This window comes from Bacteroides sp. ET336, assembly GCF_024733815.1.
In the GTDB taxonomy this organism is placed as follows: Bacteria; Bacteroidota; Bacteroidia; order Bacteroidales; family Bacteroidaceae; genus Phocaeicola; species Phocaeicola cellulolyticus.
Genome location: NZ_JANRHK010000071.1, coordinates 1 through 313, shown reverse-complemented (window position 1 = coordinate 313; position 313 = coordinate 1). Strand labels below are relative to the sequence as shown.

Annotated in this window: 1 protein-coding gene; it reads left to right on the top strand. The window is 45.7% G+C overall.

Features of this window, described 5'->3' with window-relative positions:
* Positions 1–313 (top strand): transposase (locus tag NW213_RS16880; protein ID WP_258323483.1); only part of this gene is annotated, 313 nt, incomplete at both ends.

Sequence of the window (313 nt, the reverse complement as noted above, 5' to 3'; positions counted from 1 at the left end):
GAGTACCGGTGTTTACTGGAAACCTGTTTATAAGGTTCTTGAAGATTCCATTCCCGATGTCTGGATAGTCAATGCCCGTCACATTAAGAATGTTCCTGGTCACAAGACAGACAAGATGGACAGCGAATGGATCTGCAAGCTTCTTCTGGCAGGTCTTCTCAAACCGAGCTATATTCCTCCCAAGGAGCAGCGTCAGCTTCGTGACCTGACCCGTTACCGGAACAAGCTTATTCAGCAGATAGCTTCAGAGAAGAACCGTATGATGCGTATTCTTGAAGACTGCAACATCAAGCTTTCAAGTGTTGTAAGTAAC